24 protein-coding genes are annotated in these 26,993 nt (G+C 67.6%); 15 read left to right on the forward strand and 9 right to left on the reverse strand.

Features of this window, described 5'->3' with window-relative positions; all coding sequences use genetic code 11:
* Positions 1 to 102 precede the first annotated feature (102 nt).
* Positions 103 to 1,407 carry an NAD(P)/FAD-dependent oxidoreductase gene (locus NLX83_RS31845; protein ID WP_254238928.1) on the forward strand — a complete coding sequence of 435 codons (1,305 nt, stop codon included), beginning with the start codon at positions 103 to 105 and terminating at the stop codon, positions 1,405 to 1,407.
* Here NLX83_RS31845 and NLX83_RS31850 read toward each other — a convergent pair.
* Entirely contained in the window at positions 1,385 to 1,879 is a 495-nt protein-coding gene (locus tag NLX83_RS31850) for a hypothetical protein (protein ID WP_254238929.1), read from the reverse strand. The two genes, NLX83_RS31845 and NLX83_RS31850, sit on opposite strands and share 23 nt — an antisense overlap.
* A 103-nt stretch (positions 1,880 to 1,982) precedes the next feature.
* On the opposite strand from NLX83_RS31850, the gene NLX83_RS31855 reads away from it, so the two are divergent.
* The 4 genes from NLX83_RS31855 to NLX83_RS31870 all read left to right on the forward strand — a co-directional run bounded on the left by NLX83_RS31855 (position 1,983) and on the right by NLX83_RS31870 (position 8,149).
* A complete protein-coding gene (locus NLX83_RS31855) occupies positions 1,983 to 5,873 on the forward strand; it encodes a SpoIIE family protein phosphatase (protein ID WP_254238930.1) in 3,891 nt (1,296 codons plus the stop codon).
* On the forward strand, positions 5,870 to 6,160 hold the full coding sequence (locus NLX83_RS31860; protein WP_254238931.1) for an STAS domain-containing protein: 291 nt from the start codon (positions 5,870 to 5,872) through the stop codon (positions 6,158 to 6,160). The genes NLX83_RS31855 and NLX83_RS31860 overlap by 4 nt, the downstream gene beginning before the upstream one ends.
* A gap of 103 nt (positions 6,161 to 6,263) precedes the next feature.
* Complete coding sequence (locus NLX83_RS31865; RefSeq protein WP_254238932.1) at positions 6,264 to 6,692, forward strand: hypothetical protein; 429 nt, start codon at positions 6,264 to 6,266, stop codon at positions 6,690 to 6,692.
* Positions 6,693 to 7,219: 527 nt separating this feature from the next.
* Positions 7,220 to 8,149: a hypothetical protein gene (locus tag NLX83_RS31870; RefSeq protein WP_254238933.1), complete on the forward strand. Its 930-nt coding sequence runs from the start codon at positions 7,220 to 7,222 to the stop codon at positions 8,147 to 8,149.
* A 188-nt stretch (positions 8,150 to 8,337) separates the two neighbouring features.
* On the opposite strand, the gene NLX83_RS31875 is transcribed toward NLX83_RS31870, so the two are convergent.
* From NLX83_RS31875 to NLX83_RS31885, 3 genes are all read right to left on the reverse strand, one after another.
* Positions 8,338 to 8,907: a hypothetical protein gene (locus tag NLX83_RS31875; RefSeq protein ID WP_254238934.1), complete on the reverse strand. Its 570-nt coding sequence runs from the start codon at positions 8,905 to 8,907 to the stop codon at positions 8,338 to 8,340.
* The gene (locus NLX83_RS31880; protein WP_254238935.1) at positions 8,904 to 9,986 is read right to left on the reverse strand and encodes a helix-turn-helix domain-containing protein; all 1,083 of its coding nucleotides are present in this window, start codon (positions 9,984 to 9,986) and stop codon (positions 8,904 to 8,906) included. The genes NLX83_RS31875 and NLX83_RS31880 overlap by 4 nt, the downstream gene beginning before the upstream one ends.
* A 1,457-nt stretch (positions 9,987 to 11,443) precedes the next feature.
* Complete coding sequence (locus tag NLX83_RS31885) at positions 11,444 to 11,866, reverse strand: helix-turn-helix domain-containing protein (RefSeq protein ID WP_254238936.1); 423 nt, start codon at positions 11,864 to 11,866, stop codon at positions 11,444 to 11,446.
* A gap of 193 nt (positions 11,867 to 12,059) precedes the next feature.
* On the opposite strand from NLX83_RS31885, the gene NLX83_RS31890 reads away from it, so the two are divergent.
* The 7 genes from NLX83_RS31890 to NLX83_RS31920 all read left to right on the forward strand — a co-directional run bounded on the left by NLX83_RS31890 (position 12,060) and on the right by NLX83_RS31920 (position 18,378).
* Entirely contained in the window at positions 12,060 to 13,421 is a 1,362-nt protein-coding gene (locus tag NLX83_RS31890; RefSeq protein WP_254238937.1) for a helix-turn-helix domain-containing protein, read from the forward strand.
* An 18-nt stretch (positions 13,422 to 13,439) separates the two neighbouring features.
* Entirely contained in the window at positions 13,440 to 14,147 is a 708-nt protein-coding gene (locus tag NLX83_RS31895; protein WP_254238938.1) for a creatininase family protein, read from the forward strand.
* Between the two features lie 186 nt (positions 14,148 to 14,333).
* On the forward strand, positions 14,334 to 14,534 hold the full coding sequence (locus NLX83_RS41395; RefSeq protein WP_256564768.1) for an excisionase family DNA-binding protein: 201 nt from the start codon (positions 14,334 to 14,336) through the stop codon (positions 14,532 to 14,534).
* Positions 14,531 to 14,872: a WhiB family transcriptional regulator gene (locus NLX83_RS31905; RefSeq protein WP_254238939.1), complete on the forward strand. Its 342-nt coding sequence runs from the start codon at positions 14,531 to 14,533 to the stop codon at positions 14,870 to 14,872. Before NLX83_RS41395 ends, NLX83_RS31905 begins: the two co-directional genes overlap by 4 nt.
* 5 nt (positions 14,873 to 14,877) lie before the next feature.
* On the forward strand, positions 14,878 to 15,198 hold the full coding sequence (locus tag NLX83_RS31910) for a hypothetical protein (protein WP_254238980.1): 321 nt from the start codon (positions 14,878 to 14,880) through the stop codon (positions 15,196 to 15,198).
* The gene (locus NLX83_RS31915) at positions 15,195 to 15,992 is read left to right on the forward strand and encodes a hypothetical protein (RefSeq protein ID WP_254238940.1); all 798 of its coding nucleotides are present in this window, start codon (positions 15,195 to 15,197) and stop codon (positions 15,990 to 15,992) included. The genes NLX83_RS31910 and NLX83_RS31915 overlap by 4 nt, the downstream gene beginning before the upstream one ends.
* On the forward strand, positions 15,979 to 18,378 hold the full coding sequence (locus tag NLX83_RS31920) for an FtsK/SpoIIIE domain-containing protein (protein WP_254238941.1): 2,400 nt from the start codon (positions 15,979 to 15,981) through the stop codon (positions 18,376 to 18,378). Before NLX83_RS31915 ends, NLX83_RS31920 begins: the two co-directional genes overlap by 14 nt.
* Before the next feature lie 335 nt (positions 18,379 to 18,713).
* Here the strand turns inward: NLX83_RS31920 and NLX83_RS31925 are convergent, their stop codons facing one another.
* The gene (locus NLX83_RS31925; RefSeq protein WP_254238981.1) at positions 18,714 to 20,402 is read right to left on the reverse strand and encodes a recombinase family protein; all 1,689 of its coding nucleotides are present in this window, start codon (positions 20,400 to 20,402) and stop codon (positions 18,714 to 18,716) included.
* A 176-nt stretch (positions 20,403 to 20,578) separates the two neighbouring features.
* On the opposite strand from NLX83_RS31925, the gene NLX83_RS31930 reads away from it, so the two are divergent.
* The gene (locus tag NLX83_RS31930; RefSeq protein ID WP_254238942.1) at positions 20,579 to 21,016 is read left to right on the forward strand and encodes a DUF4383 domain-containing protein; all 438 of its coding nucleotides are present in this window, start codon (positions 20,579 to 20,581) and stop codon (positions 21,014 to 21,016) included.
* Between the two features lie 90 nt (positions 21,017 to 21,106).
* Positions 21,107 to 21,430 (forward strand): hypothetical protein, encoded by a 324-nt coding sequence (locus NLX83_RS42100; protein WP_308209415.1) that lies wholly within the window; start codon positions 21,107 to 21,109, stop codon positions 21,428 to 21,430.
* Between the two features lie 44 nt (positions 21,431 to 21,474).
* Here the strand turns inward: NLX83_RS42100 and NLX83_RS31940 are convergent, their stop codons facing one another.
* Positions 21,475 to 21,828, reverse strand: coding sequence for a histone-like nucleoid-structuring protein Lsr2 (locus tag NLX83_RS31940; RefSeq protein WP_254238943.1), 354 nt, complete (start codon positions 21,826 to 21,828; stop codon positions 21,475 to 21,477).
* A gap of 67 nt (positions 21,829 to 21,895) precedes the next feature.
* Positions 21,896 to 24,943 (reverse strand): BTAD domain-containing putative transcriptional regulator, encoded by a 3,048-nt coding sequence (locus NLX83_RS31945; RefSeq protein ID WP_254238944.1) that lies wholly within the window; start codon positions 24,941 to 24,943, stop codon positions 21,896 to 21,898.
* 53 nt (positions 24,944 to 24,996) lie between these two features.
* Here NLX83_RS31945 and NLX83_RS31950 point away from each other — a divergent pair, with 53 nt between their 5' ends.
* On the forward strand, positions 24,997 to 25,851 hold the full coding sequence (locus NLX83_RS31950; RefSeq protein WP_254238945.1) for an NAD(P)-dependent oxidoreductase: 855 nt from the start codon (positions 24,997 to 24,999) through the stop codon (positions 25,849 to 25,851).
* Between the two features lie 206 nt (positions 25,852 to 26,057).
* On the opposite strand, the gene NLX83_RS31955 is transcribed toward NLX83_RS31950, so the two are convergent.
* A complete protein-coding gene (locus NLX83_RS31955; protein WP_254238946.1) occupies positions 26,058 to 26,513 on the reverse strand; it encodes a hypothetical protein in 456 nt (151 codons plus the stop codon).
* The gene (locus NLX83_RS31960) at positions 26,510 to 26,977 is read right to left on the reverse strand and encodes an SRPBCC family protein (RefSeq protein WP_254238947.1); all 468 of its coding nucleotides are present in this window, start codon (positions 26,975 to 26,977) and stop codon (positions 26,510 to 26,512) included. Before NLX83_RS31960 ends, NLX83_RS31955 begins: the two co-directional genes overlap by 4 nt.
* Between the last annotated feature and the right edge of the window lie 16 nt (positions 26,978 to 26,993).

Raw genomic sequence — 26,993 nt, forward strand, 5'->3', positions numbered from 1 at the left:
CCTTGGGTTGTCGGGAAACGGCCGTCCGCCAGATCCACTCGGGCTGGATGATCTGGAGACGCACTACGAGTAGCAGGGAGCGGCACGGGTAACCAGCGTGGCATGACTGCTGCCGCACACCGGGTCGTGATCGTCGGAGCGGGCTTCGGAGGGCTGGCCGCGGCGCGGGCGCTCAAGGGCGCTCCCGTCGAGGTCACGGTCGTCGACCGGATGAACCACCACCTGTTCCAGCCGCTGCTCTACCAGGTGGCGACCGCCCTGCTGCCGGCGGGCGACGTGGCCCCCGCGATTCGCGACGTGCTGCGCGGGCAGCGCAACGCGAAGGTGCTGCTCGGCGAGGTGGTCGGCTTCGACACCGCGGGCAAGGAGGTCGAGGTCGTCCTCTCCGACGGGGCGAGCCGGAAACTGGGCTACGACACGCTGATCGTCGCCGCGGGCGCCACCGACAGCTACTTCGGCCACGACGAGTGGCGCGAGGTGGCGCGGCCGATGAAGACCCTCGCCGACGCGGTCGACCTGCGCTCCCGCCTGCTGTCGGCCTTCGAGAACGCCGCGGCCGCCGAGGACTCCGCGGAGCGCGACCGCTGGATGACGATCGCCATCGTCGGCGCGGGGCCCACCGGGGTCGAGCTCGCCGGGCAGGTCGCCGCGATGGCCAAACGCACGCTGCGCAAGCAGTTCCAGGGGCTGCTCGACCCCACCCGCGTGCGGGTCGTCCTGCTGGACGCCGTGGACTCGGTGCTGCCGCCGTTCCCGCCGAAGCTGCGCGAGCACACCCGGCGGAAGCTGGAGAAGCTCGGCGTCGAGGTCCGGCTCGGCAAGAAGGTGACCGGTGTCGACGGCGACGGTGTCGTGTACGAGCCCGGGGCGCAACGGCTGCCCGCGCGGACCGTGATCTGGTCGGCCGGGGTGAAGGCGTCGCCGCTGGCCGAGGAGCTGGCGAAGGCGACCGGCGCGGAGTCCGACCGCAAGGGCCGCCTCCTGGTCGGGCCGGACTGCGCGGTCCCCGGCCACCCCGAGGTCTTCGCGATCGGCGACATGATCAGCCTGAACGAGATCCCCGGCGTCGCCGCGCCCGCCATCCAGGAGGGCCGGTACGTGGCGAAGGCGATCGCCGCGCGGCTGGCCGGGAGCCCGCCGCCGGGGCCGTTCCGCTACAACGACCGCGGCACGATGGCCACCGTCTCCCCCGGCGACGCCGTCGCGGACGTGCGCGGGCTGAAGCTGACCGGGTTCGCGGGCAAGCTCGCGTGGGCGGTGGTGCACCTGGCTTTCCTGGTGGGCTGGCGCAACCGGGCCGCGGTGCTGATCGAGTGGGCGTGGCTGGTCACCACCGGGCGGCGCTCGCAGCGGATCATCCTGGAGCCCGCGCACCAGCAGAAGATCACGCGAACCCACCGGACTTGAGCCACGACGGCACCGGCACGGCGCGTTCCTCGCAGACGTCCATGAGCTGAGCCGTCCACAGCACGGTGTGCGCGAGGACGTGCTTGCCGGTCGCCGGGTCGCCGTCGAGGAAGGCCAGCCGCATCTGCTCGTCGGCCGACTCCGGGTCGCCGTAGGCGTGGGCGAGCACCGTGCGCAGCGCGGCCCGCAGCGGCGGGGCCACCTCGTCGATCGCCACCTGCTCTCCGTCTGCGGCCAGCACCTCGACGAAACCGGAGTCCAGCCCCGCGTCCTCCGTGCTGTCGGCCAGCCCGCAGAGCATGTCCGCGTCGGCGATGGCGAGCATCCCGGTGGCCGCGCGCACCCAGTCGGTTCCCTGCTCCACCAACGCGTCCAGCTGATCCGAGGTGCCCTCGACCGCGCCGGTGCGGAGCATGCCGATCGCGCTGACCACCACGGGCAGCGGTCCGGGGTCGTCCGGTTGAAGATCCATGACTGGGCTCCTTCGCCGCGCGTGAACGTGTCCCTCTGGCTACCCCCGCCGTTCGTCGTGAACCGCAGGGTTGGTTTTCCGGTGATCGGGGTATCGATGGCGCGTGCGCGACGGACCTCGGCTCGCCTCCCTGGGGGAGATGGGACGGTTGATCGCGGCCAAGGACTGGTCGGCGACCCCGCTCGGGGCGGTGCGACGGTGGTCGCCGGAGCTGGTCGCCGCGATCAACACCTGCCTGCCCTCCCGGGTGCCGATGCTGCTGTGGTGGGGCCCGGAGCTGCTCCAGATCTACAACGACGCCTACGTCCCGACCCTCGGCGACAAGCACCCGCGCTCGCTCGGCCAGCCCGCCGCCGAGTGCTGGGCCGAGGCGTGGGCCGATCTCGGCCCGCTGGCCAGGAAGGTGCTCGACGGGGAGGGCGCGACCTACTCCGACAACCACCCGCTGCTGCTCAACCGGCACGGCTACGTCGAGGAGACCTACTGGACCTTCTCCTACAGCCCGGTGCTGGACCGCGCGGGCGAGGTGCTGGGGATCTTCGTCGCCACCACCGACACCACCCGCCAGGTCCTCGGCGAGCGCCGCATGCGGGCGCTGCACGAGCTGGCCGCGGCGCGGGGTGCGGTGGACCCGGACGCGGCGTGCGAGGCGATCAGGCGGGTGCTCGGCGAGTTCACCGCGGACATCCCGCACGCGGAGATCCACGTGGCCGCGGAGAGCGGCGCGGCGGCCAGGGTCATGGTGTCCGGGCGGGCGGAATGGCGCGACGACGTGGTGGTGCAGCCCCTCGTCGCGAGCGGCAGGCCCGCGCCGATCGGCGCCCTGGTCCTCGGCATCAGCCCACGGCGCGCGCTGGACACTGACTACCGGCTGTTCCTGGACCTGGTCGCCGGGCAGGTCGGTCAGATCCTCGCGCACGCGCTGGACTACCAGGCGGAACGGCAACGGGCGGAGGCCCTCGCCCGGCTCGACCGCGCCAAGAGCGAGTTCTTCAGCAACGTCAGCCACGAGTTCCGCACGCCGCTGACGCTGATCGCCGGGCCCGCCGAGGACGCGCTCGCCGACGCCGCGGAACCGCTCGCGGCGGGACAGCGGGAGCGGCTGCGGATCATCCGGCGCAACGCGGGGCGGCTCGGCAGGCTGGTCGACGACCTGCTGGACTTCGCCCGGATCGAGGCCGGGCGGTTGCAGCCGGACGCCGTCGACATCGATCTGGCCGCGCTCACCAGGGAGGTCGCCGAGTCCTTCGGGCCCGCCGTGCGCAGGGCGGGCCTGGAGTTCACCGTGTCCGCGCCGCCGCTGCCGCGCGCGGCCCGGGTCGACCCGGACATGTGGGAGAAGGTGCTGCTGAACCTGCTGTCCAACGCGCTCAAGTACACCCGCTCCGGCGGGATCGAGCTGAGCCTGCTGGCCACCGGCGACCACGCGCGGCTGACCGTCTCCGATACCGGGGTCGGTATCCCCGAGGACCAGATTCCCCTTCTGTTCCAAAGCTTTCACCGGGTACAGGGCAGCAGCGGACGCTCGCCTGAGGGCACGGGGATCGGTCTGGCGCTGGTGCACGAACTGGTCCGGCTGCACGGCGGCAGTGTCAGCGCGACGTCCGAGACCGGCGTCGGCAGCGAGTTCAGCGTGCTGCTCCCCCTCTCCGACGCGGACCGCGCCGCGACGCACCGTCCGCGGGGCTCCACCGTGTACCTGGAAGAGGCGTTGCGGTGGAGCGCCCCGGAACCGATGCCCTCCTCCGTGGGCGTCAAGGACTCGGCCGTCGTGCTCGTGGTGGAGGACAACGCCGACATGCGGGGGTTCCTGCTCCGGCTGCTGGAGCCGCACTGGCGGGTGCTGCTGGCCGCAGACGGCACGACCGGGCTGCGGATGGCCCGCACGCACCAGCCCGACCTGGTGCTCAGCGATGTGACGACGCCGGGGCTGGACGGGTTCGGGCTGGTGCGGGAGCTGCGGGCGGATCCGGCGACCGCACCCATCCCGGTGCTGGTGCTGTCCGCGCGCTCCGGCGAGATCGACACCGTCGAGGGGCTGGCCGCGGGAGCCGACGACTACCTGCCGAAACCGTTCTCCAGCAACGAGCTCGTCGCCCGGGTCCGCGCCAACCTGGAGCTGGCCCGGCTGCGCAGCCGGGAGTCGCGGTTCCGGCGGGCGCTGGTGGACTCCCTCCAGGAGGGGTTCCTGGTCGCCGACGGGCGCGGCGCGGTGATCGAGATCAACTCGGCGTTCACCGAGATCACCGGCTACCCGGCGAGCGAGCTGCCCACCTCGTGGCCGCACCCGTGGCTCTTCGACGCGGAGGAGTGGCCGGAGGAGCACCGCGCGCAGCAGAAGGCGTTCGAGCGGTTCCTCGCCGAGAGCGGCGGCCAGTTCCGGATTCCGTTGCGGCACCGGAAAGGGCACCGGATCTGGGTGGCGGTGAGCACGACGACCGTGCCGGACGACGGCGGCGAACGGTTGTTCGTGTGCACGCTGCGCGACGTCACCGCGGAGAAGCTGGCTGCGGAGCGGGACACCACCATCACCAGGTTCGCCGCGGTGCTGGCCGCCGCGACCGACGTCGGCGAGGTCCTGGGCTCGGGGATCGCCGCGCTGCGCCTGGCTTTGGGCGTCTCGGACGCGGTCGCGGCGATCTTCTCCGCCGACGGCGCCCCGGAGTTGGTGGTCGGCGACCTGCACCAGGCAGCCCGGGAAGCCCTCACTGCGGCGAAGTCGCGTCCGGTGGCGACCGTGCTGGTGGCGCTCAGCGAAACGCCTGGCGTCGCAGCCCCGCTCGGTGGCAACGACGCGGCGGTGTGGCTCGGCCTCGGCACCGGCCGGTTGCTCTCCGCCGAGGAGGAGGCGCTGTTCGGCCTGCTCTCCAGCCACCTCGCGCAGGCGCTGCACCGCGCACGGGACTACGAACGGGCCCGCGAGGTCGCGCTGACCCTCCAGCACGCGATCCTCGGCCCCACCGACCTGCCGCCCGGCTTCGCCGTGCGCTACGAGCCCGCCGTGCAGCCGTTGGAGGTCGGCGGCGACTGGTACGACGTGGCGCGGCTGCCGGACGGGCGGATCGGCGTCGTGGTCGGCGACTGTGTCGGGCGGGGCCTCGAAGCCGCCGCGGTGATGGGCCAGCTGCGCAGCTCCGCGCGCGCATTGTTGTTGCGCGCCAACGGTCCCGCGCAGGCGCTCGAAGATCTGGACACCTTCGCGGCGCAGATCCCCGGCGCGCTGTGCACCACGCTGTTCTGCGCGGTCATCGACCCCGCTGACGGCACCCTCCGCTACAGCAACGCTGGTCACCCGCCGCCGGTGCTCGCCCACCTCGACGGGACGCACGAGCTGCTGTCCGAGCGCTCGCTGCCCCTCGCCGTGATGCCAGGACGTTCGCGCCAGGAGACGAAAGCCCAGCTGCGCCCGGGTTCCACGCTGCTGCTCTACACCGACGGGCTGATCGAACGCCGCGATGTGCCTGTGCTGGAAGGGATCGGCGCCGCGCAGCAGCTCGTGCTCGACTCCACGGCGCTGCGGCCCAGCGAACTCGCCGACCGCCTGCTGGCCGAGCTGCTGCCCCCGGTGGGCCACGACGACGACGTCGCCGTGCTCGTCTACCGGCATCCCCCGCCACCGCTTGCGCTTGAGCTGCCCGCGTTGGCCGAGAAGCTGGCATCGATGCGCACCGACCTGCGGGCGTGGCTGGCCCGGGCCGACGTGACCGCCGACGCCGCGGAGCCGATCGTCGTCGCCGCGTGCGAGGCCGTCACCAACGCCATGGAGCACGGCTACAGCGCCGACCCCGACGGGCGCGTCCGGGTCACGGTCCGGCTCGACGGGTCGCGCGTCGAGGTCGTCGTGACCGACACGGGCCGGTGGCTCACCCCGGACCCCGCGCCGAGGGAACGCGGGCGCGGCGTGCGGATGATGCGCGCCCTGATGGACGACGTCGTGATCGACAGCGGGAACAACGGCACCACGGTCCGAATGTGGAGGAGGCGCTCGACATGACCGCGAAGTTCATCGGCCGTGACGACGGCGAGATCCGCACCGTCACAGTGGTCGGCGAGGTCGACGTCGCCAACGCGGGCGAACTGGAGACCGCGCTCACCGGAGCCGGGGCGCGCATCGTCGTCGAACTCGACCGCGCGGAATACCTCGACAGCGCCGGGCTGCGCGTGCTCTTCACGCACGCGCGCACCCGGCGGCTGGAGCTGGTGCTGCGCCGAGGCGGCGGAGTGGAGCAGGTCGTTACGCTGTCCGGCCTCACCGAGGTTGCTGCGATCCGCTACGACTAGCCATCGGTGACGGGGCCGCGACACTTTCGCAGCCTTCCTCCGACATTCTTTCCCCTGGTGACGGGAAATCCCGACAGGGAGCACCGCCGCAGAGGGAGGCACGATGACGGTCTCGTCCGATCGCCCCGGGTCCACTCCACCGGTCCCTTACCTCGATACCCTGGTCGCCGCCGTCTACACGACCCTGAACGCCCTGGCCGACCGATCCGTGCTGACCGACCCCGAGGTGACCTCGCTGCGGCAGCAGCTGCGCTTCGGCATCACCTGGTGGCGTTCGATCCTCGACGGCCACCGCCCCGTCGACCACCCCAGCCGCGGCTACACGTGCCCCAGCTGCCGGACCCCCGTGCTGCGCCGCCCGGTCGCCTGGCCGTGCGGCGCGTGGGACCGCACCTCGATCCACCTGGCCACCCTCACCGCCCTCGAATCCCGCCTCGTCCCACCGCGGAAACCCTTGTCCACCACCAGTCCCCGCGTCTCCATCCCGCTCAGCCCCTACAGCTACCAACCCCGCCACCTCCTCGCCGGTTAAGCCCCGAACGACCCGTTCAGGGACTTGAGCGCCCCGAACGACCCGTTCAGGGAACCCAACGCCCCAAACGAGTCATTGGCGTGGCTGAGCGCCCTGAATGAGTCATTGAGGTGCACGTCCGCCCCGAACAGGTCATTGAGGTCCGTCAACGCCCTGAACGGGTCGTTCAGGGACCTCAACGCCCCCAACGACCCGTTCGGGGAACCTAACGCCCCTAACGACCCGTTCAGGGAACTCCACCGCGCTGACCAGGGCGTTCACGGTCCCCAGTGTGCTGAATGAGTCATTGGGGGCTTCAACGGAGCGAATGAGTCATTGAGGGAGCTCAACTGCCCCATAGCAATCATCCCTGATGGACACAAACGAGCGACCAGCGGAAACGCTGTGGGCACGTGTCAGGCGATCAACTGATCGCGGGGCTGGTGGGGCGGTTCCTGGTTGGCTCCGTCTGGTGGCGGTGGTCGTCTGGGACCGGGATGAGCAGGCGTGGGATGCGGAATGCGCCGGTCAGGCGCACGATCGATGCTGTGAACAGCACGGACGCCGGTTCCGGGTATCGGGCAGCGCTGCCGCTGCTTCGTGGCGCGTTGTTGCTCACGCTGGTGTGTCTGCTCGCGCTTGTCCCGCACGCGACGGCGTTGTTCACCGCTGCCGTGGGCACGGTTGTGGTGGTGGCTGTGCTCCGGCTGGGCGTGGCGGTGCTGGGGCAAGGCCAGTGGTGGAAGACCCACGGCGCCGTGGTCACTCTGGCCGTGGTCAACGCCACCTTGGTCTGGGCTTCGGAAGATCAGCTGACTCAAAGCGCCCTTGTGGCGGGGTTGGTGCTGCTCGGTGTCGGCATTGGCCAGTACCCCGGGCGCTGGTACATCCTCGTTCTCGGCGCGGTGTTGGTCCTCACCTCCAGTGGCGTGCACGCGTGGCGGTTTGTCGCGCAGCAACAGCTTGAGGCTGACCGGAACCGCCTCGATTGGGCTTATGAGCGAGCGAAGGGGCTTTCGGTGTCCCCGGAGCACGCCGTACACGTGTTGCTCGCGGCGATCAAGGAAGACGCCGGGGCGATGGTGTGCCGCAGTGCCCCACCGGAGATCATCACCCCGCACGCCCGTCACGTCCTTGCCGACCGCGCGGGCATCGGCCGCGACGGTCTCGCCGACGATGAGCAGGATCGAGGCACGACGCGATGCATGGAGGCAATCCGCGTGCTCCATGAGCGGGCGAACCTGCCGAAGACGCCGATGCCGATTACCGCCGATTGGACGTGGCCGACATGGCCGCGTCTGTCCGTTCAGGAATCCGGCCCGAACGCGGTCATGCCTCTGTGCGAAGCGATGATCGGCGACATCTTCTCTCGTGTTCGGCACCCGTTCGGCATCGTGATCGGCGAAGTGCACGCGCGCCGCACCAGCTACGGCGTTGGCTGGTCCATCGTCGACTTCCGCGACTGCACCCCCATGTAGAGCCGCACCGCACCGCCGCAGGCCGTTCGTGCGGTTGCCGCCGCTGCTCGGGACCGGAGAATCCCCCGGGTTGTGGTCCCGGTAGAAACATGCGGGCGCCCCCAGGAAAATTCCCCTGGGGGCGCCCGCATGTGATTTCAGAACGTCTAGCTTCGGTGAACTACCTAGATGGTCCCCCTGGGCTTCCGCTAGAAGCCGATTCGGCGTGCTGCGCGGTCGCGTAGTTGTTGCTCGATCGCGTACCGCGCTTGGTTGACCGTTTCCGGGCCGCTACTGACATCCTCACGTGGCGCGGGCGGGTAGCGAGCCGGGTTCAGGCAACGACAGGCGCAGGGGCGCACGCCGTTCTCTGCGGCTTCGGCAAGAAGTGCGTCGACGTTGGTGCGGTTGAGGCCCGCCCGCATCGCGATCACGTCGCGGGGGTGTTCGTCCGCGAGCGCGGTGACCATGCTCGCGGCCACCAACAGACGCACGCTCGGCTCTGACATCGAGGCTAGGTGTATCCCGCGCGGGATGCCGACCAGGGTCCTTTCTGAGCGCTGGGCGGGCGGGGCGGCGACGCTGTCCGGGTGGTTTTTGCACCGGCAGGCGCACACGTGCACACCGTTGGCGGTCAACACTTTGACGACCGTCTTGGGGGGTAGGTCGAACGCCTTCGCCACCACGAACGCTTTGCGACCGCAGTCGTAGAAGGCACTGACGATCCGTTGCGGTCGGCTGAGCTTTGCGTATGCCGTCGGGTCAAGCTCGCTGCTCATGTCTGCTTGTCCCCCAACGGTTCTAGGCCCGTAGCGGACAGTTCGTCGTGTGCTCGTTCATCGCCGGTTTCGGTGGAGTGGTCCGTCTCCCACAACCGCTTTGGCTGCACCGCCGAGACTTTGTCGCACCGGGCGCACCCCGCCCACCACCCGGAGAACCGGAGCAAGGGCCGCGAGCAGCATGACCACGACGAAGCCAAGTAGGCGCGCTCTTCCTCGTTCGCCCCTCGCTCCGCCTCACAGGCATGGAATGCCGCCATTGCCCTGTCTTCCGTGTGTTGGCGGACCGATGTGGCAGCGTCGTTGTTGTCGTCCGCGTTGTCGTTCACAGTCTCAGATCCCTTGTATAGCAACGAATACGAGCCCATGGAGGGGCGATCGGATGACGGCGTCACGGGCATGTGCGGTTGCGTCGCCGGACGTCGCCGGACGTCGCCGCCGGGGCGCCGCAGTGGCACGCCCGCCTCTCTCATCAGGTTGTGCATGGTGGTGTAGGAGACGCCGAAGCGGTCGGCGAGATCGCGCAGTGGCCACCCTTGCCCGTACAGCTCGCCAGCTTCGGTGACCATGCGGTTGCGCTTGTCTGGACTCAGGCGCCGTCTGCGGGGGTGTCGCAGAGTGTCGGATTGGTCAACCCGGCACTGACACACGCATCTCTGGACCTGCTCGCGCGCGAGCGCGGCGGAAATCGTCGTTCGCGAGACACCGACCCGTTCGGCGAGTTGTTCCGCCGTCGCGCCCGCGCTGGTCGCTGCCGCCATGGCCGTGACCGTCGCCGGGAACCGCTCAGCGAACCGGTAGCGCTCGCCCTCGGGAACCTTCGGTACCGCGTTGACCAGTCGCCGTATTCGTGCGGCATCCACCGGGGGTGTCATGACGCCACGCTCATGCCCGCACGAGTGCCGACACGCGCATGTGTGGTAGCTCAATCGCTGAACGAGCGCGCCGACGTGAGAAGCCGACACCCCCACCAACACCGCGATTTCTACCGTGGTCCGCTTCGTCACCCACAACCGCTCAACCGTCTGACTCAACTCCTCTCCGCGCAGGCGCACAGGCCCTTCCACCACATCGCCCATACCTGAATCCCCTTATCTGCGACGAAAAGACGCTTCACCGCAGGAGCGGGAAACGTCTTCTCGGCGTACGCCGAAGAACGAGAGCCGGTGTTACTTGGGCATGGAGAACCGCTTACCGCAGTCCTCGCAGATACCCGTCTTGCCGTTCCACTGGACCGTGCCGCCGCACGAGGGGCACAGCCCCAACCAGTCGGCGCCCGAGCGGAGTGCGACAGGGCACGAATTCGTTGACTGCCCTGTCGCACCACGCGCAGCCCAGACAGGGCGCGTCATTCGGGACACCACGCGGCTTCCGGCAGCGCCATCCCGAGCACGAACAACGGACACGCGGGCCACGCCACCATCCACCCATCTTGGCCGCGTCGCGGCCCGCGTGTCCTTCGCGGCGCCGCACGTGCAACAGCGCCATGCCCTGCCGACACCCAATTCGACAGGGCTTTCTTCCCCGCTCGCACGACCGAAAGGAGTAACCGTGCGCGCGGGAAACCCTTCCCCCGCAACAAACAAGGACGGGATCACGACGGCTCGCCCCCGCCACCCACAGCATCGCGCCGCTGAGCCGACCACCGCCGCACAAGCCATCCCGTCCAGAACGCGCCAAACAAGATCAGCAAAACCACAGTGACAGCGCCCAGAACATCCCGATCACCCACCCACACGTCAACAGTCCGCAAACTAACCGCAATACCCACGCCCGCGATGACACCTATCTCAATCCCGATAACAACCACGAGAACCGCACCGCGCAACAGTTGGCCCCTGGTCACTTCCACACGCTTCACGTCGCCTGTCTTTCTACGCATCGTCAACTGTGCGATAACGGCGCTGATCCATGAGCGCTATCAACTCGTCGTTAGCCGCGTCGTTCCCTGCATCCACATTGGACATAAACAACCCGAACAGAGCGCGGGCGGCACTCGCCCGACTGTCGATCACAGGCTTGGCAAGCTGATTCGGCGCGCTCGGGTCATCAGGCAGAGGGCTTCTCATTACGCACCATCCGAGAAGGTGCGCAGAACCCCCAGGCAAGCCGCACAGGGGTGGCCAGACGGCGCCGCCATAGGCAATGGTTCTACGACATGCCCACACAAGGCGGCATAGCGCCCGCTAGGCTGTCCCTGGTAAAAATCAGTATCCGTAACGCGGTGCTCTAGCCTGTCCTTGCTACACGTGATCGCGTTGCAATAAATCCGCTCCGCTGACTGCGCGGGTTCGGATACTTTCGCACGCTGGGCTACTGCACGAATAACATCGATCAGTATCCACGTTCCGGTTGCGAGTGCGACAAGCGCTAGTGGGGCCAATGCCCACCATCCCTCTTGTGTCATCGCAACCCTCGCAGAGTGGGTGTCCGTTGCTAGTAATATGGGAGGACGAAAGAAATCCGAACGATCAAGACGCTGTGCGAATTCCGTTCTGTCCAACCAAGGTCAAGCTTGTGATCGGCACTCAGCGGGTCAAAGGTCGATATCCGGAGTGCCAGTAGGTCGCGCTAGCGGAACGGCTTCGATCTTCGCGAGTTGCGACGGAAGAACGCCGCAATAGAACAGGATCGCGCGAAGTACGATCTTGTCTTTCGGTACATTCTCCGGGGTGGGGATTGGTGCACCGTTAGCCCGATATATGCACTCTGCCGTTGAAGTCAGAATGCTTAGCGCCGATACCCCAAACACGTCGGCAATGCTGGCAAGTCTGATTAGCTGCGGCTGAGAACCACCGTGTTCGTAGCCCCGCAAAGTCTCAGCCGGAATGAGGGTGCGCGTAGACAGCTCGGCAAGGGTGTATCTGGCGGCCATGCGTCGCGCCTTCAGCTCAAGTCCTAGTGCCAACCGATAGTCAGCGATGGCGCGTCGCTCGATTTCCACAAGCTTATCGGGCATTGGTGCTCTTCCTGTCACTGCGATGCGGGGTGCGGCCCGTATACCGCTGGCGTGACAGGACGTTACGAAAGCTCAACCTAGAAAGTTGCCCGCGCCGCGCATGATCTTTATGCGCGGCGCGCATACTGATCTCTACAGAGTTATCATGGAGGCTGGACGTGTACGTGTCGCCTGGCCACAGGGGGTGTCGACGATGGCCTTGACCGGTCGCTACTGCATGAAGTGTGGCGGGCGCCTGAGTCATGAGAGCCGCCCAAGCCTCTGCGCCCGCTGCCGCCAGCTCAACGGGGTGGGCTCTGATCACGCCCCCAACTTCGGCCCGGACTTCTGGCACACGGATCAGATGCGGGATGTATTCGCTACTCGCGATATGGGAGAAATACTAAGGGCTTACAGGTATCATCCCACTCACGGCCACAGACCTCTCTCTCAAGAGACTTTGAGTCGATGGCTGGGAACTGTCACTCAGTCTCAGCTGAGCCGAATCGAGTCCGGTCGAAATAAAGTCGATACGCTTGAGAAGCTGATTCATTACGCGCAAGCGCTTAAAATGCCGGAAGACCTTCTGTGGTTCAAGTTTCCGGAAAGCTTCGCCGATCGTAACCTGAAACCCGCGAGTGGCGTTATACCGCTGCCAGGCGGTCCCCTTGTTCCTGCGGCAAGTCTTCATCTAGGTTCCGAGCTTGCAAATTCGCTTCTAGGAACATTGGATCGCTATTCTGCGACCGACAATCTTGCTGGACCTCAGTCGCTTGTCAATATAGTACCGGAGCAGCTGCGGTTTATTGACGAGCTTGTTGCCACCGCGCGTGGCAAGGATCGAGTTCGACTTTTGTGGGCAGGATCACGATACGCGGAGTTTGCTGGCTGGATTTATCAGGACACTGGATCTCTTCATAGTGCAATGCAGATTTCGAGCGCGGCTCTCGATTATGCCCGGGAAAGCGAAGATGCGAGTCTTTCGTCTTATGTTCTCATGCGGCGAAGTAACATCGCCACTGATGCCGGTCGCCCTGAATTGGCGCTAAAACTGGCAGATGAGGCCCTAGCTGAATCGGGCAAACTTTCGCCGCGCCAGCGGGCGGTTGCACTCCGCCAGCGCGCACATGCCCACGCCCTACTTGGCAACGCGGACGCGTGCACACGTGCGCTAGAGGAAGCGCATGAGTGCGCCGGTAGCGAGATAGTGGATGACAACGACATTGCACAGTACTGCACTCCTGAGTACATCGAGATGGAAGCCGCGCATTGCTGGATAGAGCTAGGGCAGGCGCAAAAGGCAATTGACGCGTTGCAGCGCGGCCTATCGACCTGGCCATCCGAGTTTCGTCGCGATTTGGGACTAGGACTAGCGCGACTCGCCGTCGCCTATGCAGCCGGAGAACAAGTTGAGCACTCCATAGATGTCGCCGGGCATGCTCTTCAGATTGCGCGGGAAACTGGCTCATTCAGGACAGAAAAGCAGCTCGCTCGAATACCGTCCATTCTTGTTGCCCACGGTGCCACGGACGAGGCGCGACAGTTCGACCTTTGGGTGAAGTCTCTACGAAAATAGAACGGAGGCCGGAGAACTGTGCATTTGCTGACCGTCGCTACGTCAGTAGAAGAGTCAGAGCGTGCTGCAAAGGTAGCCGTACTGCCCGTTGGCAGTTTCGAGCAACACGGCAACCATTTGCCTCTTGCGACAGATACTATCGTGGCGTGCGTAATTGCACAAAAAATAGCTAATCAATACTCCCTGCTCCTGCTTCCGCCCATCACGATTTCATGCTCTCATGAGCACGAAGGATTTGCCGGAACGGTAAGTATTACGGCGCGCACGTTGATCGACACGATCTCGGATATTCGAGAATCACTTGCCCGGACCGGCGTCAATCGCTTGGTTATGGTAAATGGCCATGGCGGCAACTATGTTCTATCTAATATAGCCCAAGAAGCCAATGTGCGCGAGACGTGCTTGGCACTCTTCCCTTCCCGTAAGGACATCGATCGTGCGCGGGCGCGCGCTGGAATGTTAACGACTGCCAGCGATGACATGCACGGCGGCGAATGGGAAACGTCCATACTTCTGCATTCCTTCCCGGACCTCGTTGGTGAAAGTTATGCACATAATGACCATGATGCGCCCGATCGGCCGCATCTGCTCATGCTGGGCATGCGCGAGTACACCGACAACGGAATAATCGGAAAGCCGTCCCTTGCAACCGCAGAAAAGGGCGCGGCAGCGCTTGAAAGTCTAGCTGAGACATTCAATGACTCTCTCAAACTGATGACCGCGTAAGTCCCTGCTTTGGCCTCCATGTAGCCCGCGCATAGTTGCTATGCGCGGGCTGCACTAATTTGATCCCAGTCGCGCATGGAAGCTATGCGCGACTTTACTGGGTTCGCCCGTTGCTTGGTCTTTAACTCAATGGCAGCGGCTCGCACTTCGACGAGTCGCAGTCATCGAGCAAAGGACCAAACAATGATGAATTCCTCTGATTCTGTGTTGCTGTCTATCGCAGAGGTCGCGTGGCTTCTGGGTGTTGATAACTCGCATGTGTGCCAGTTGATCCGGGTCGGTCGTCTGCCGGTGGTGCGGCGTCGGTCCCGGATGCTGGTTCCGGCGCACGCGTTGGCTCACGTGGCCGTGGACACCGCCGCCGCTGAAGGCGGGGTGTCGCTGTGAACGAGCATGAGGAGTTCGCCGACGAGGTGGCGGCCGGTTGGGATCGGTTCGCCGATGCGTCCACCGGCGAGTTGCGGGATGCGGTGTCGCGGGATGGGTTGTGTCAGTGGCTGTACACGTCCGGGCAGGCCCCGGAGTGGTCCGGCGACGACCGGGCGGACCGGCTGAAGACGGCGCGGATCTGCGCGGAATGCCCGGTCTCCGCCGAGTGTCTGGAGTGGGAGCTGCGCACCGCTGGTGAGACCACGTCCGGGATCTGGGGCGTACTCGACGAGGACGACCGGCGTCGGGTGTTCCTGTCCTGGGCGGATCGCCGGGGCGGGGGTGAGCAGCCGTGACGCCGATGAACGTTACGAGCGCTCAGCTTGTTGTTGCTGGCGTGGTGTTGCTCGCGCTGTTCGTGTTGTGGCTGACGGGTGTGCGCAAGGCGCGTGCGGCTCGGGAGGCTGCTCGGTCGGGTGTCCGGTTGTTGTCGTTGGCGGGGCGGGTGTTCTTCACGGCCGCGTTGATCGTGGCGGTGCAGTGGGTGGTGATCACGCATCCGGGGCGGAACTTCTGGACCGTGGTCGCCGCGCTGGGACTGCCCGCGTTGCTGGCCTCGTTCGTGTTGGTGCGGTCGTTGACGGTGACCGCGCTGGACCCTCGGCGGGGTGGTCGCCGATGACCCCGACTGTCGATTATGTCCACACTGGACAGAGTGAAAGTGCCTGGCAGACAACACAATCACGCGCTCCGCGGCTAGCCGCGGACGCCGCCGAAGCAGCTCAATTCCGGGCGTATCTGGCCCATCCGGACGTGGTGGCGATGCGCGTGGAGCGCATCCGCGCCCAGGTGGACCGGTTGTGCTGGGCGGGGATCGTGCTCGGGTTGGCGTTCACGATGTCCAACGTGCAGCACTTCGCCGCCGCTGGTTCGGCGGCCTGGTCGCTGCCGTGGCTGGCCGCGTGGCTGCTCGATCCGACCGTGTCCCTGGTGTTGTTGGCGATTCTGCGAGCGGAGCAGGTGACCGCCCGGTACCAGGTTCGGACTGGGCCGTGGGTGCGCCGCGCGAAGTGGTTCACCCTCGCTGCCACGTACGTGATGAACACGTGGTCGTCGTGGGCTGCCGGGTCTGCGGCGGGGGTGGTGCTGCACTCGGTGCCGCCGTTGGTGGTGTTCGTGGCCGCCGAAGCGGTCACCGACGTGCGGGACAAGCTCACCGAAGCCGTGCAGGTCGCCTACATCGAGGCCGTGAACCAGGCGGACGTTCATGAACCGGCGCAACCGCGCCGTGAACGCCCGTCCCCACGGACGTCGTTCGCGGACTACCTCAACCAGGCGCGACAGGCGTGGACGCCCGGTACAGAGGTCACTCCGGCGTGGGTGCGGTCGGTGACGAACTGCTCCCGTGGCCTGTCCTCCCGTCTGGCTGCCGCTCTCGCGGCCGACGTCGCGGGGGGTGCCCGTGAAGACTCCTGAGAACAACCGGGCCGTGAACGGCGACGTGAACGCGTGCAACGGGTTGGTGCGCAAGGTGTTCGACGCTGAGTTCGTCAGTGGCTCCCGTGCGCCTGAGCCGCGCGCGAGTGCACAACGCCCACTGGTTCGGTACCTGAGCCGTGCGGCGTGGATGTGGCTCGCTGCGCAGTGGAGGCGAGCGGTTGCGGCGGTGTCCACATCGGACACGGTCCGGCACGCGTGGTCAGTGGCCGTCTACCGGGTGCGCAAGGCCCCGGTGGATGCGGTGCGGTTGGTGTGGTTCACGGTGCGGGGTGTGTGGCGGTGGACCGCCAAGGCGTGGACGTGGTTCACCTACGGCGACCTCCGCGCCGACGCCCGAACCGCTCGTGTCGCGGGGGATGCGGAGGCACGCCGTCAGGCTCAGGAGTTGATCCGTGCCGACGCGCAAGCGCGATGGGCGCGGCTCGGGCTCGTGCTCACCCGTGGCCTGACCACGGCCGCAGTACTGGCCGTGCTGGGCGGATTGTTGTGGCTGATCGATTCGTTCCTCGATCGCGCCGACATGTGGGACTGGTTGGCGACGGTGTACGAGGTGATCGATGCCTTCGTGTTGATCACCGCCACCGTTGGCCCGTGGCTGGCCTTCGCCGGACTCGTGGGGGTGCTGGTGGCCGCGACCGTGGAGGGGCGGGACACCTCACCGGGTGCGGGCTGGTTGGTGCGACCGGATCGTGACGACGCGGATTCGTGGGTGGATGAGCGGATGGTGTCGAAAGCGTTGGCACACTTGGGAATCGCGCCGCTCGCCCAGTTCTTCAAGACCGGCGGCCAACTGCACTACACGATCGCCGCGCGCAAGGACGGAGACGGCACCGCCATGCAAATCCGGCTCCCAGCGGTCGGGGTCACGGCTGATCATGTCGCGGATCGGCGGGACCGCCTGGCCGCCAACATCGGCCGCGCCACCCTGGAAGTGTGGCCGACCATGGGTGATGAGGCGTGCATCCTCGATCTCTGGATCGCCGACAAGGGCGCGTTGTCCAGTGGCGCCGGGGAATGGCCGTTGCAGCACGACGGCACCGTGGATGTGTTCGACGGCGTCCCGTTCGGACTCTCCCAGCGCGGAGCGGTCATCAACGCGCCGTTGATCGGCGCGAACTGGTTGGTCGGTGGCCGACCCGGACAGGGCAAGTCCGCCGCCCTGCGGACGCTCCTGCTCGGTGCGGCTCTTGATCCCACGGCGGAGTTGTGGGTGTTCGTCATGGGCGAGTCCCCGGACTTCGATCCGTTCGCGCCGCGCCTGACCCGCTATCGGATGGGCATGGACGACACGGTGGCCGAAGCCGCCGTGCAAGCCCTCTCGGACCTCGTCGAGGAGATGGAGCGCCGGGGGAAGGTGCTCGGGGAGCAGCCGGGACGTCCGCCGAAGGTCTCGCGCAAGCTCGCCGACCGCCGTTCGCTCGGACTGCATCCGTTGATCATCGCGATTGACGAGTGTCACGAGTTGTTCCAGCACGAGAAGTACGGCAAGCAGGCCGCCGTACTCGCGGTGCGGTTGGTCAAGCGCGGACGCAAGTACGGGATCGTCCTGTTGTTGGCCACGCAGTCGCCGACGAAGGACAGCATCCCCCGCGAGATCACCCGCAACGTCATGTGCGGCGCCGCCTTCAGCGTCGCCGACCAGGTAGCGAATGACGGATTGCTGGGCTCCGGCAAGTACAAGGCCGGTATCCGCGCGACCGAACTACGGATGGGCAAGGATCGCGGGACCGCCGTCGCGGTCGGCTTGACGGACAACGTGTTCGAGTTGGTGCGCGGCTTCTACATCCCGTTCGAGGACGGCACCGACATGGTGTCCCCGGTCATCGCGCGCGCCCTGTCTGCCATCGAACACACCGGGCGTGAGATCACGGCCTCTAGCCGTCCGGTGATCGAAGCCGCACCGGTCGATCATCTCGCCGACATCGCCGCCGTGCTCGACGGCGACACCCGTGCGAGGACTCAGACCGTGCTCAGCCGGTTGGCCGCGCGTAACCCGGATGTCTACGGCACATGGGGCTTCTCCGACCTGAAAGCGGAGATGGGCACGCACGGCGAACGGCCGCGCAAGATTCGCGGACACATGTACGTCATCGCCGAGGAAGTGGCCCGCGCGATCACCCGACGCGACAGCGACACGAGCGCGCAGACACAGGGGGAAGCAGCGGGGGAGGCCAGGGGGAGCGGGGGAGTTCTCCCCACCCGACTCCCCCAGCAAACTCCCCCGCCTGACCAGGCGAAACACAGTCGGGGGAGGCGGAACCAGCGCAACCGGTCGAGCACCGAAAACCCCGGAAAACCGGGTGATCCGGCACCGTCGCCGGGCACCCTCCCCCAGCCGGGCGGGGGTGCCGATGACAGCTAGCGCACCCGCACCGCCATCCACCCGCACCGATCACGAAAGCAGCGACGATGACCAGCACGGCCGTGACAACGACACCGATCCCGACGCCCACCAGCATCCGGAACGGACGAGCACCACCGGAGCTGACGGCGGGCATACCGAACCGGTTGCCGGGCGGGTTCGGGTGACGCTCACGGCGGGACAGGACTGCGGCGTGTGGTTCGCCGTCAGCGGCGCCACGCTTGAGGAGGTGTTCGCCAGAATCGACGCGGTATGGCCGCAACACCGAACCCCGTGTTAGGCCAGTCCCGGCAAACTGTGGCCCTTGCGCACCGTGCGCAAGGGCCACAGCCCTTCTAGATCGGGTTGGTGCGGCGTGCCACGTCCCGCCAGACCTCCGGCGTCTCCTCGAACATCTCCACGTGCTCAGGCAGGGACTCAGAATCTGGCGTCACGGTCACGCCGGGCGCCACCCCGACGAACCGTGCCCCGGTCTCGGTGCTGATCTCGATCACGGCACCACCCCGCGTATTGATGTTCGGCACGTCCCGATCACGTGCCCCGGTCGGTACCTCGATCACGGGCACGACACGATCAGCCGCCATGACCACGAACCGGACCCCGAAGGACAGGAACACATCCCGCCTGACCATCGGGTCAAGGCCGCGCACCTTGTCCGACCACACGGTGTCGGTGTCCACCCACCGCAGGCCGCCCGGATCGATCGGCAACGCCCGAAGACGGTCCACGTCAGCCATCATCGCCTCAGCCTTCGCGATGATCACCGCACGCTCGTCCGGCTGGGCCTTGACCACCGAGGCCATAGTTTCGGCATAGCGGCGTTCCAGCCTCGCAATGTCATTGGCGTGATCGGTCGGTGGCACCACCCGACGCTCCCGGACAATCACAGCGGAGAACGCGCGGGTGAACTCCGCCATCGCCAGCGCCTCAAGGCCGTCGACATCGGCACACGTGATGTGTTTCTTCGGGCAGTGCCACGCCTTCGACGCATACACCTGTACCGTGCCGTCTTTCTTGGTGTACTTATTCGTTCGCTGCTTGAGCCACAACGGTCCGGCACACTCGGGGCAGACGAACAACCCGGAGAACGGCATGATCCGGCGCGCTCCCCGTGCCTGAAGTTCCGGCCGGAGAATGTTCGCCTTGATCTCCTTGTGTTCCGCTTCGCTGTAGATTCCCCACTCGACAAGATGGGTGTTCGTCAAAATGTCCCGCACGGACGGTAGAGCCCACGTCGCCCCCAGCGACGGCATCGGAAGGTTCTCCCGTTCCGCCTTGTGCTGCCGTGTCCGCTCCATCGGAGTCGGGATTTCCCGATCGTTCAGCCAGCGCATGAGGTCAGCCTGCCGCGCGCCACTCCGGGCCTTGGCGGACAGCTCCCGTAGCACCTCAACGGCGACCGGGTCGACCGCGATTTCGAGCCCTTCACCGTTCTCCCGGCGCACCGGCATCAGGCCGTACACGTACCGGTCGCCCGTCCACCGACCGTTCTCCCGGTGCTTGGCCTTCGCATCGGCAATCCGCTCGGCAATCCGACCGCGCTCCATCTCCGCGATAGCCGCAAGCACCGTGATAATGAGCTTGGCAAGCTCCATCGATGTGTCAATGCCCTCAGACACGAACACAATCCGCTTGCCGTTCTCACGCGCCCACCGAAACAACGCAAGAATATCTTCGGTGTCCCTGCCCACCCGATCGAGCTTCGTCACGATCAAGGTCTTCCAATGCGCCGGGGGATTCTCGCCCAGCCACGGCCCCAACTCAGGACGCTCGAACGCAGACAGCGCACCCGACACACTCAGGTCAGAAATCGTGTCCACGATCGGGATATCGAACGCGTTAGCCCACCGCGTGCCCTTCTCGAACTGAACTTCCTCCGCCGTGGAACCATCCTGGGTGTAAGACTCGCGGGCATAGATCAACGCCGCGTCGTTGTCCGGCGTGAACGGGATCTCAGGCCGCTTCTCCGCCCGCACCCGCTTCAGGGCACGCTTGGCCGACCGCTTCGGGGCACGCTTAGCCATGATCACGCCACCCCCCTCAACGTCGTCCCCAACCACCCTAGACACGCTGAACCCCATGTCAGGCCCCTCACGCTCCGGCTGCACCGTTCGTGTCGGTCAGCAATGAGGGCAGCAATGACTCATTCAGCACGTAAGCGGGGGCGTTTGCGGTGGTGGGGCCCGGGTAGCCGAAGCGCATGACGCTTGAGATCCGTGCTCCTGTCCAGCCTGTCGCGGCATGGGTGGGCGCGGTCTTCCTGGCGCTGGGCATTCTCGGGTTCGTCCCGGGTGCGACGACCGGCTACGAGAAGTTGCGGATGGCGGGGCAGGACTCTGCCGCACTGCTGTTCGGGGTGTTCGCGGTGTCCGTGCTGCTCAACGTCGTGCACTTGCTGTTCGGCGTCGGCGGGTTGGTGTTCGGCCGGAATCCGGCGTCGGCGCGGCTGTACCTGATCGGCGGCGGCGCGGTGTGCCTGGCGCTGTGGGGCTACGGCCTGCTCACGGAGGACACGAGCGCGGCGAACTTCGTACCGTTCAACGCCGCCGCGGACTGGCTCCACTTCGGACTCGGCGCGGCGATGGTGTTGCTGGGCCTGGTGACCGCCCGCGCCCGGACGTCTTCGTCTCCAATGTGATCCTGATGAACGGCCTCGACGACCGGGCGATGACGAAGAGCTTGCTGCGCAGATCACGGTCGCCGACGACGAGTCCGCGTTGGGGGACTGGTGGCGGCCGCGCGCGCGGTGGTCCAGCGCGCCGATGACCAGCCGATGGCGAAACCGACCGACTTGCCCGATCCGGGCGAATTGGAGCTTGAGCAGGCGTTGTCGCCGAGGGATGCGTTCTTCGGCCCGGCCGGGCATGTCGACGCCGATAAGGCGGTCGGTCGTATCGCGGCCGAGACAATCAGTCCCTATCAGCCCGGTGTTCCGGCGATCCTGCCTGGTGAGGTCATCACCCGGCCGATCCGGACATCGGGACAATCCGCGTCACCACCGGCTGACGCCGCTCACCCGAAAACCCGGCGGACGCCGGAGGGCTTTCGGTAAAGAAAGCCCTCCGGCACCCGCCGGGTCGGCCGGCGCAAAAGAGCTCAGGCGGCGGCGGGGTTCGCGGCCTCGTAGGCCTCGATCACCGTGCTCGGGATGCGGCCCCGGTCGGAGACCTCGTGCCCGTTGGCCTTGGCCCACTCACGAATCGCCCTGGTCTCGTCCTTGCTGCGGCCCGAGGCGGGCGCGCCGAGGCGGGTACCGCGCTTGGCCCGGCCACCGAGCCTGCGGGCGCTGGCGACGAACGGTTCGAGGACGGCGCGGAGTTTCGCCGAGTTCTCCTCATTGAGGTCGATCTCATAGGTCAGACCGTCGAGGCCGAACTCGATACGCGAGATGTCCTCGCTGCTCGTGCCGTCCAGATCATCGATCAACTGCACAACAGTGCGCTGCGCCATGCGACATCACCCAAGAAGAAGTTGTCTGAATATCAGGTACGAAACAACCCTAGCAAAAAAGAAGAACTCACTCCAACCCTTGCCCCACCCGGACGATGTAGTCCGGATCGAATTCGCCTTCCAGCCGGAATGCCTCGGCAAAGGCGGGCTCGCCCACGGCCCGCCGGATGACGGTCGAGATCCGGTCGATGTCGGCGCTTTCTGCTGGTGGCAACGGCGCGCCCGCGGATTCCCGCAAGGCGCTCGCCGCGCCCAGCATCCGGGCGGCGTGCGGAAAATCGCCGGAAAGGGCGTGCGCCCCGGCGAGCCCTTCGAGCGCGAGGGCGACCGCCCTGGGGTCCCCGGTCGAGCGCGCGGTGGCGTAGGAGTCGAGGTGCCGGGCGAACGCGGTCGCGGCGTCCCCGCGCTGTTCGGCGGTGAAGCCCAGTTCAGCGAGGATGAACGCGAGGCCGTGCGCCCCGCCCCACCGCCTGCACCAGTCGAGCCAGTTCAGCAGGTGCCGCTCCGCCTCGGCGAACCTGCCCTGCCGCCGGGCGCCCAGCGCCAGCCCGATCTCGGCGTGCTGGACGCCCCATCGATAGGACTGCTCCTCGGCCATGTGCATCGATCGGGTGTGAAATTTCTCCGCTTCCGGGTAATCGCCGGCCAGCAACGCGCTGCGGCCCAGCCCGGCCAGTTCGTGGGCGGCCTCGGTCCACAATCCGAGTTCCTCGGCATTGCGCAGCCCTTCCCGGCGCAGGCGCACCGCGGTGTCGTAGTCGCCCGCCACCTCGGCCAGCTGCGACAGCACCTGCCCGGCTTTCACCTGTCCCCAGCGGTCGCCCAGTTCCTCGAAGAGGGCCAGGCTTTCCGCGCCGATCCGCCGCGCCTGCGCGAGATCGGTCGCGGCCAGCGCGAACGCCTCCGTGCTCAGCGCGGCCGCGATGCCCCACTGGTCCCCGGCCGCACGGAGATCGGCGAGCAGTCTTTCGCCGGAAGCACGTGCGCCAAATCCCTTCTGGGTGAAACGCAAGAACCATTCGCCTTGTGCGCGGTCCTCGACGGCGTCCAGCAACGCGGGGCCGGGCTCGACCGAGTCCGGGTCGGCCGCGTCGCGGATCAGCAACGCGAAGCCCGCGCGCCAGACCTCGGCCTTCGCTCGAACCGGCGCCGGGCCGCCCAGGTCCAGCGCCGCGTCGAGGGCTCGGCGCGCCTCCCCCAGCCTGCCGCGCAGGAACCAGTACCACCCGAGCGCGTTGGCCAGCCGCAGCGCGGAGTCGCCGTCGAGCGCCCGGTGGAAGTTGGCGCTCTCCGCGTCCAGCCGCCGAAGCCACTGTCGCTGGTCCCGGCCACGGAGATGCGGCTCGGCCTGCTCGGCGAACTCCGTGTAGTAGTGCCGGTGCCGCGCTCGCAGTTCCTCGGTCTCCCCTGCTTCGTCCAGGCGTTCCAGGCAGTACGCCGCGACGGATTCGAGGAGCCGGTACCGCGGCCCGTCCGCCGTCTCGATCATCACGACCAGCGACCGGTCCACCAGGCGGGCCAGGACGTCGAGCGTTCCGCCGGACACCGCCTCCGCCGCGTCGAGGGTGCAGCCGTCCGCGTGCACGGCCAGCCGCCGCAGCACGGTCTGCTCCGTCTCCGTCAGCAGTTCCCAGCTCCAGTCGATCACCGCGCGCAACGTCCGCTGGCGGCTCGGTGCCGTGCGCCGTCCCTCGGCCAGCAACGCGAACCGGTCGTCGATCCGCGCGGCCAGCTCCCGCACGCCGAGCGCGCGCAACCGGGTCGCCGCCAGCTCCAAGGCCAGCGGAATCCCGTCGAGCCTGCGGCAGATCGTCGCGACGGCCTCGGCGTCGCCCTCGTCCAGGACGAACCCCGGAGCGGCACGCGCCGCGAAGAGCTGTGCGGCTTCGGGTGGGTCCAGGGGCGGAACCGGCCACACCGCTTCGCCTTCCGCGGCAAGGGGTTGACGGCTCGTCGCCAGGACGCGCACGCCCGGCGCGGCGCGCAACAGCCGCTCGGCCAGCTCCGCGACGGCTTCGACCACGTGCTCGCAGTTGTCCAGCACCAGGAGCAGTCGTTTCGTCCGCAGCATGCTCGCGAGCCGCTGCTCCAACCCAGGTCCGGGCGTGTCCTCGCGGAGTCCGACCACAGTGGACACGAGGTCGGCCACCCCGCGGTCCGCCCCGGAGAGTTCGACCAGCCACACGCCGTCCGGGAACGCTTTCGTGAGCTGCCTGGCGGTTTCGACGGCGAGGCGGGTCTTGCCGACGCCGCCCGGCCCGGTCAGCGTCACCAGGCGGCTGTCGCCGAGCAGGGCCCGCAGCTCGGCCACCGCCGCCACGCGGCCGATCAGCGCGGTGAGCGGGGCGGGCAGGTTCGTCGGCGGCTCGGCGCTCAGCCCGGGATCGCGTTCGAGGATCGCCTGCCGGAGCGCCACCAGGTCCGGCCCCGGGTCCAGGCCGAGTTCCTCGGCGAGCCGGTGGCGCAGCCGGTCGTAGCCCTCCAGCGCCTCGCCCTGCCGCCCGGCCCCGTAGAGCGCTCGCATGTGCACGGCGCGCAAGCGTTCCCGCAGCGGGTGCCGGTCCACCAGCTCGCCAAGCTCACCGAGGAGGTCCACCGCGTCGTGCCCGTCCGCCGCCAGCCACGCCTCGGCCCGGTCCTCCAGCGCGGCCAACCGGTTCTCCGAGAGGCGTTCGACGGCGTGGCGCGCGAACTCCGCGTCCTGGAACTCGGCGAAGGCCGGACCGCGCCACAGTTCCAGCGCTTCCGTCAACAGCTTCACCTTGGCGCCGGGATCGTCCACCGCCCGCGCTCGCCCGCGAAGGGCCTCGAACCGCCCCGCGTCCACCATGCCCGGCTCGACGCGCAACGCATAGCCGGACGGGCGCGAGACGACCAGCTCTCGTGCATCACCCAGCGCGCGCCGGAGCTGCCAGACCCGCGTCTGGAGGGTCTTCGCGGGGTTGACCGGCAGCCGCTCGCCCCAGAGGTCGTCGATGAGCCGATCCGCCGACACGAACTCGCCCTCGTGCAGCAGCAGGTCGGCGAGCAACGCGCGGACCTTGGACTCCGGGACCACCACCGGAGTCCCGTCCGCCGTCCACACCTCAAGCGGACCGAGCACTCCGAAACGCACGGCAACACCGTACCTAGACCGGACCTAGACCGGGTTTTCGCAGAGTGGGCGCCATGGATACGAACAACGTCCCGGTGACCGTCATCGGACTGGGCTCGATGGGCAAGGCGCTGGCCGCCGCGTTCCTGAAAGCCGGACACCCCACGACCGTCTGGAACCGCACCGCTGGCAAGGCCGACGACCTCGTCGCGAACGGCGCCGTGCGGGCCGCCACCGTCGAGGACGCGATCTCCGCGAGCCCGCTGGTGGTCATCTGCCTTCTCGACTACCCGACCCTGCACGACGTCCTCGGCGGCGCCGGTGCCGCGCTCGCCGGTCGCACCGTGGTGAACCTGACCAACGGCACCCCTGACCAGGCCCGCGAGACCGCGGCGTGGGCAGCTGAGATCGGCGCCGACTACCTCGACGGCGGGATCATGGCGGTGCCGCCGATGATCGGCCAGCCCGGGTCGCTGGTGCTCTACAGCGGTTCGCGGTCCTCGTTCGACCAGCACGCGCGGGCACTCGACGGCCTCGGCGCGGCCCAGTTCGTGGGCGCTGATCCCGGGCTGGCCTCGCTGTACGACCTGGCCCTGCTCAGCGCGATGTACGGCCAGTTCTCCGGGGTGAGCCACGCGCTGGCCCTGGTCGGCCCGGATCACGCAGAGGCCCTGTCCGCACTCCTGCCCTCATGGCTGAGCGCGACGGCAGGCTTGTCCGCTACCGGCGGTGACGACTCCGACTCCCCGTCCGACATGCAGGCCGTCGCCATCGGCAACATCAGCGCCGCCAGCACCGCTCAGGGCGTGCACCCGGACCTCCTGGGCCACCTGCTCATCCCGCTCCGCGCGCTGCTCGGCCCCCGCGCCGCGGATCAGGACTTCCCCACCCTCATCACCCTCCTCCACCCCCCAACCCAACCCACCTAGAGTTCTCCCGTTTCGTACTCTTAACGGCTTTTGGAGCGCTCTAATTCACGGTAATGAGTACGAAACGGGGTTCTCCCGACCACGCTGGCGGAGGATGGGGGCGGGCGGGAGAGAAGCGGGGTGTGCTTATCGTACAACGGTTTCCGGGTGAAGAGTGCCGGGCGGGGCGCGGTTGTCCCGCGCCCCGTCCTCCAGAACGGCCTTCCTCACAGCGCAACCGGTTGGCGTCCGCCGTAAGGGTCCTTCAGCCACGCCTCACCGTGGTCGATGCGCAGTCCCCTGATCGAGACCATGCGATCGGCGAAGCGCTCCAAGTCGCCCTGGAACCGAAGGGCGAGTTCCTTCGGGGTGCCCAGTTCGCTGTCCTGGTCAACCCAGATGCGCCAGGTGATGCGCGTCCGGCCGCCGGGCAAGGCGCGCCAGAGCACGACCACCTCGTACCTCGGTCCATCCACTGTGGACCACGAGATCCCCCGGCGGCTGGTGCGCACGCGCACGGGGACCTCCTGGTCCTCCAGCTGCCAGTGGGTCAGCTCGCCAAGGGTCCGGCGGACGGCCCGCACGCCCCGCATGAACTCGGGGAACGACTCCACGCGGTGCCAGTGCGGCCGGACGAAGTCGACCGGGGCGACGACCTCGGTCCGGCCGCAGACCTCGGTCACAGCCGCGAGTCCCCGGGCTTGACCTCGCCCCGCCACGCACCGGTCTCGGTACCGCGCTCCTCGATGAACTCCTTGAAGCGCTTGAGGTCGCCCTTCACCCGGCCGCGCACGATGCCGAGCTTGTCGCCGACGTTCTCCACGACGCCCTCGGGCTCGTACTCGATCCGCAGCGACACCTTGGTGTGCGTCGCGTCCTCCGGGGTGAACGAGACCGTGCCGCGGTGCTTCGGCCCGGAGAGCACGCTCCACGACACCCGTTCGTCGGGCACCTGGTGCAGGATCTCCGCGTCGAACTCGCGGTCGACCCCGGCAATGGAGGTGTGCCAGTGGGTCAGCGTGTTCGTCCGCTGCTCTACCCGCTCGACACCCTCCATGAAGTGCGGGAACGACTCGAACTGGGTCCACTGGTCGTAGGCGGTGCGCACCGGGACGTGGACTTCGACCTGTTCCTCGATCACGCTCATGTGGTCTCCTGTCGTC

This window comes from Allokutzneria sp. A3M-2-11 16 (genome assembly GCF_024213555.1).
Taxonomy (GTDB): domain Bacteria; phylum Actinomycetota; class Actinomycetes; order Mycobacteriales; family Pseudonocardiaceae; genus Allokutzneria.